The sequence below is a fragment of the Nostoc sp. CCY 9925 genome (assembly GCF_963920935.1).
GTDB lineage: Bacteria > Cyanobacteriota > Cyanobacteriia > Cyanobacteriales > Nostocaceae > Nostoc.
This window is the reverse complement of the sequence record NZ_CAWUDO010000219.1, coordinates 1-4,304: the sequence shown is the minus strand read 5'-3', so window position 1 is coordinate 4,304 and position 4,304 is coordinate 1. Positions and strand designations below refer to the sequence as shown.

The 4,304-nt window shown below is 38.6% G+C and carries 6 protein-coding genes; 2 read left to right on the top strand and 4 right to left on the bottom strand.

Going from position 1 to position 4,304, the window contains the following annotated elements:
- Positions 1-58 precede the first annotated feature (58 nt).
- The gene (locus ACM0OY_RS39545) at positions 59-556 is read right to left on the bottom strand and encodes a hypothetical protein (protein WP_414574163.1); all 498 of its coding nucleotides are present in this window, start codon (positions 554-556) and stop codon (positions 59-61) included.
- 193 nt (positions 557-749) lie between these two features.
- Here ACM0OY_RS39545 and ACM0OY_RS39540 point away from each other — a divergent pair, with 193 nt between their 5' ends.
- Positions 750-1,562 (top strand): ParA family protein, encoded by an 813-nt coding sequence (locus ACM0OY_RS39540; RefSeq protein ID WP_414574019.1) that lies wholly within the window; start codon positions 750-752, stop codon positions 1,560-1,562.
- A gap of 2 nt (positions 1,563-1,564) precedes the next feature.
- Positions 1,565-2,698: a ParB/RepB/Spo0J family partition protein gene (locus tag ACM0OY_RS39535; protein ID WP_414574162.1), complete on the top strand. Its 1,134-nt coding sequence runs from the start codon at positions 1,565-1,567 to the stop codon at positions 2,696-2,698.
- Positions 2,699-2,888: 190 nt separating this feature from the next.
- Here the strand turns inward: ACM0OY_RS39535 and ACM0OY_RS39530 are convergent, their stop codons facing one another.
- The 3 genes from ACM0OY_RS39530 to ACM0OY_RS39520 form a co-directional block, all read right to left on the bottom strand.
- Entirely contained in the window at positions 2,889-3,587 is a 699-nt protein-coding gene (locus ACM0OY_RS39530; protein ID WP_414574161.1) for a tetratricopeptide repeat protein, read from the bottom strand.
- Between the two features lie 107 nt (positions 3,588-3,694).
- Positions 3,695-3,832 carry a hypothetical protein gene (locus ACM0OY_RS39525; protein WP_414574164.1) on the bottom strand — a complete coding sequence of 46 codons (138 nt, stop codon included), beginning with the start codon at positions 3,830-3,832 and terminating at the stop codon, positions 3,695-3,697.
- Positions 3,807-4,067, bottom strand: coding sequence for a hypothetical protein (locus ACM0OY_RS39520; RefSeq protein WP_414574160.1), 261 nt, complete (start codon positions 4,065-4,067; stop codon positions 3,807-3,809). Before ACM0OY_RS39520 ends, ACM0OY_RS39525 begins: the two co-directional genes overlap by 26 nt.
- Positions 4,068-4,304: the final 237 nt, after the last annotated feature.

Genomic DNA, 4,304 nt, shown 5'->3' with positions numbered 1-4,304 from the left:
CGGACTCTCAAAGGTTTGCACAGACTGGCTTATAAATTTTCGGACAAGTCTAGTACTATCATTGGTTCCAAGGTGAAGGAATTGCCGTTGTTGATAGTACCTCTCCCGTACCTAGCTTGATTGCTGTTTTACCACAGTTAGGGCATTCCACGTTCACCATAATAATGGAAGGTCGTCCTTTGAACTCTCCCATTATTGGTTCACCTCTAAACTCGCTAATTATTCCCTGTTGACAGTGCCAACATTCAAAAATTACTCTTCCTACTGGTTTATTACAATCTAAAAACTTGATGTGCTGAAACTGATCTCTTAACTCTGGCTTTTGAGTTCGAGGTTTTGATAGTCTAGGTGATTTAGGCTGCTGCTCTGGGTTAGTAGTCGCTTGGGCGATCGCCACTTCGTTATGTTGCTGCGGTAGATCATCAGAAGCAGAGACGGGCTGATACTTTGAGTATTGTTCTGTTGGGTTCTCAGCAGAATTTGGGTTAGATTGTGGGTGAGTTGGAGCAGAGGACTTTTGTTTTGGTAGTTGAGATGGTCGGTTAGTAGATTTCATGAAACTGCTGGGGACAGCTATTTGTAAAAATGTTATAAACAAACAATCAAATGCTGAGAGCGCGTAATTCAACACCTCATATATTGATATATGATATCGAGATATTAAAGGTAGATAGCTTAAAGCATCATATATTGATATATGATGTCGAGGCGTTAAAGTAGGTTTTTGAAACAGCTATCAAAATAAAAGTATGCAAATTCGACTAGCAGTAATTAGTAATGCCGGGGGTAGTGGAAAAACTACACTTTCGGTTCATTTAGCTTACGAGCTAGCAAAACGTAAATATAATGTAGCTTTGCTAGACCTCGATCCCCAAGGCTCGTTGACATTATTTTGTGGATTGACTTTACCAGAGCCAGAACAAACCTTAGCAGCGGTTCTTAAAGATAAATTCGATGGTGCTTGGCCATTAACCCCATGTTGGAGTCAGTACACTAACAAAGTTTCTGTATGCCAGGGAGGAATGATATTAACTCAAACAGCAGATGAACTTGTTCTTCATAAACGGGGAGCCTACCTATTAGCAGATTGTTTAACTGATTATCCCTTAATGCATGATGTAATTATTTTTGATTGCCCAGCTACTTTAGGCCCATTACCTTTAATAGCTTTAGCGGCTTCTACACACATGATTATTCCTGTACAGTTAGAACCAAAATCAATTCAAGGGGCCGCACATTTATTAGAGTGGTACTACTACCATTGCAAGCACTTGCGTTTAAACCCTGCTCCAGAAATTCTAGGTTTTGTACCTAATCAATATGATGCAAGGAGAAGTACCCATCGACAAATGCTTGCGGCATTACCTGAACACTTAAAAGAAATGAAAATTCGGGCTTTTCTGCCAGTTAGAGATAGCGCAGAATTTGTCAATGCTAGTGGTCAAGGGTTACCATTACATATTTATCGTCCTGGACATCCAGCCAAAGATGATTTTAAGGAGGTTAGTTCTTATCTTGTAAATCTAATTGGAAAGCCTAAAACAAATAAAAAGAGTAAATAATCATGTGCGCTCGTAATAGTACTAATCTTACAAATTATTTTTCAGGTGCTAAACAATCTCAGCAGTTATCTCAAGCAGAGGAAGAAATACAGCGATTAAGAGCAGATATTGAAGAACTGCGTTCACAAAATTCTACGCATTTAGAAGCACAACTTGAAGAATTGCGAAAACAACTTCAGTCTCAATCAGGAGTACTAACAATTCCTCTCGAACAAATTCAGCCAAATTCTGAACAACCTAGACAAACATTTCTAGAAGAAAGTATTAAATCAATGTCTCGCTCTCTTAGAAGCGATGGACAGTTACAACCAATTATTTTAATTCAAAGAGCTAATCATTTATTGATATTTGATGGAGAGCGCCGCTGGCGCAGTGCTAAAGTTCTAGGCTGGACAACAATACAAGCAGTTGTAATCTCAGAACCCTTAAGTTTACATCGCAAAGCTCTGCTAACTTCTCTTCATCGAGAGGATCTTAATCCTCTTGATAAAGCCGAGGCAATAGTACGCGAATTATCTACAGTTACTGGATTAAATTTACAAGATGTTCCACGTATTCTTTCAACAGTTATACGGCGTTTAAATGCACAAAAGCGAATACAGTCGGTTGTAGACATAATTACAGCTAGTGCAACAGAACAAGAGCAAGCACTAGAAATTTTAGATTTAAGTGAATCAGAAAAGGCAGTGTTAAGAATATTACTAGACTTACAGTTAAATCCAGCTTCAATTGATGCCAATGTTTTTCCTATGCTAGCCTTACCAGAGGACTTAAAAGTTGCTATAAGAAGTGGACTTAAAGGTGTTCACGCACTGGCATTGCATAAACTTTCTGCAAAAAATTTAGGGCTAACTGAAGATAAAGCAAAATTAATTAGAGAACAAACTACGCATAAAGTGATCGAGGAAAAACTATCTGTTATTGCTACAAGAAAATTAGTAGCTGAAGTAGTAGCATCTCAAATACAAGCTTTTAAACCGACAACTGTTAATAAAGCATTAATACAAACATCTCATCGTCTACAAAAAGTTTCTGTAGAATCGCTAAAGAATGCAGAGCCATCTCAATTAATAGAGTTTCAACAACTATTACGCCAAAAATTAGCAGAAGTTGAAGAATTACTCAAACATAAATAATTGATTAGTTTTTACTAGTGCCTGTTAATACATTATTTGACGCTTTAATAAATTAATGTCGTCCTATCAGAAACTGCTAAAGCCAACTTGGCTCAATAAGTTGTAATTTTTCTATGACTTACGCATTGACAAAAAATTACATTCATTATTTTTCAGCACAAACAATGCCTTCAGATACTCACTAAATCATTTAATCAGTATTACTCAGTCGTTCTATCTGTTGAGTTAAACAGCGAAGATGCCTATTGCCTGGAGGTAGTTGAATAAACACTTTCTTTGCACTTTGGTAACACTCAAGTGCTTGAGAATTTTGCGATAACTGACAAAAACAATTGCCCAATTTTTGTAAAGTCACCGCCCGATCTAGTTCAACGCCTTTTAATGGCTTGAGCAATAGTGAAGTATTGTAGCAATCCACAGCCTGTTGATAGTTAGAGAGAGCTTGTGTGTACTGTGATTGAAGTAATTGTAAATCAGCTAATGATGTTAATGCACCAGCTTTGAGCGCATGATTACCAGAATCATCTACGGAAAGTGCGATCGCAGCCTCATAGATGGAAATCGCTTGTTGGTAAGAATCAAATGCTTGTGCATACTGTTTTTGGCTTACCTGTAGCTCGGCTAATCGTTCAATGAGCATTCCCAGATAGCTAATATTTAAGGCATCATTTAGAGTTTGAGAAAACTCCATCTCATATCCAGCAACAGCTTGCTTTAAAGTATCGATAGCATGTTGGTATTGCTGTTGCTGAGAATATAGTTGGGATAGCTGATCGCAAGCCCTAGCCTTGCGCTTGAGAATTTTCCAATTTTGGGGGGCAAACCTCAAAGCAGCATTGTAAATTTCGATGGCTTGAAGATAGGTTTGGATTGTCTGTTGCTGTTGCATCACTAAGATAGGTTGAGAATTTCTACTCGCTCAAACACAAAGATTTAGGAGCAAGTTTATGTCATCGTTATGATTTTAGATTCCCAATAGAAAGTTTTGAACTCCTCTTATAGTACAATTGTTCGGTCAACGGGGAAAATCCCCCTTTCAAGCAAATTACACTCGATGCTTCTAGTATGCAATTGTCCAGAAGCATTTTGTTTATAGTCAGCGATCGCTTCACGACGACTTCTGAAAATCCACATCACTTTTATAGACCTTAGCCCTGGGCTTACCTTTCTTAGCTGGTGCAGTCACTTTAGACTTCTTCGGTGGCCCTAGAGGACGACAGGTTTCGCAGTACAGAGGTCGTGGCCCATACGTCTCACGAGAAGTTGATCGATCGCACTGCTTACAAACAAAATTAAAAACGCGTGTGTGGATTTGCCGTTTATGCGCTCTGACGGTGTACTCTCGGACTTGAATTTCTTTGCTAGGCATTGTTTAACTTACTGCGGCTTAATGGTTGAAAGTTGTTAACCACCAATCTGAATCTTAGCCTTTCTCATCAGATTTTTTAGCCTATTTGCCGCGTTATCACTACAGATTTATCGAGCATTCTCTCCCTTGGGCTACGCCAAATTTCCAGGGAGCATCAGACTTGTGCAAATTCAATTCTCTACCAATACCTTAGCCAATTTACGAGGGTTCAATGCCTGTAGAAACGGGATGAATACG

Coding starts and splice junctions, on each gene's coding strand:
- ACM0OY_RS39540 (WP_414574019.1), top strand. CDS start 750: ATGCAAATTCGACTAGCAGTAATTAGTAATGCCGGGGGTAGTGGAAAA.
- ACM0OY_RS39525 (WP_414574164.1), bottom strand. CDS start 3,832: ATGTGGATTTTCAGAAGTCGTCGTGAAGCGATCGCTGACTATAAACAA.
- ACM0OY_RS39535 (WP_414574162.1), top strand. CDS start 1,565: ATGTGCGCTCGTAATAGTACTAATCTTACAAATTATTTTTCAGGTGCT.
- ACM0OY_RS39530 (WP_414574161.1), bottom strand. CDS start 3,587: ATGCAACAGCAACAGACAATCCAAACCTATCTTCAAGCCATCGAAATT.
- ACM0OY_RS39545 (WP_414574163.1), bottom strand. CDS start 556: ATGAAATCTACTAACCGACCATCTCAACTACCAAAACAAAAGTCCTCT.
- ACM0OY_RS39520 (WP_414574160.1), bottom strand. CDS start 4,067: ATGCCTAGCAAAGAAATTCAAGTCCGAGAGTACACCGTCAGAGCGCAT.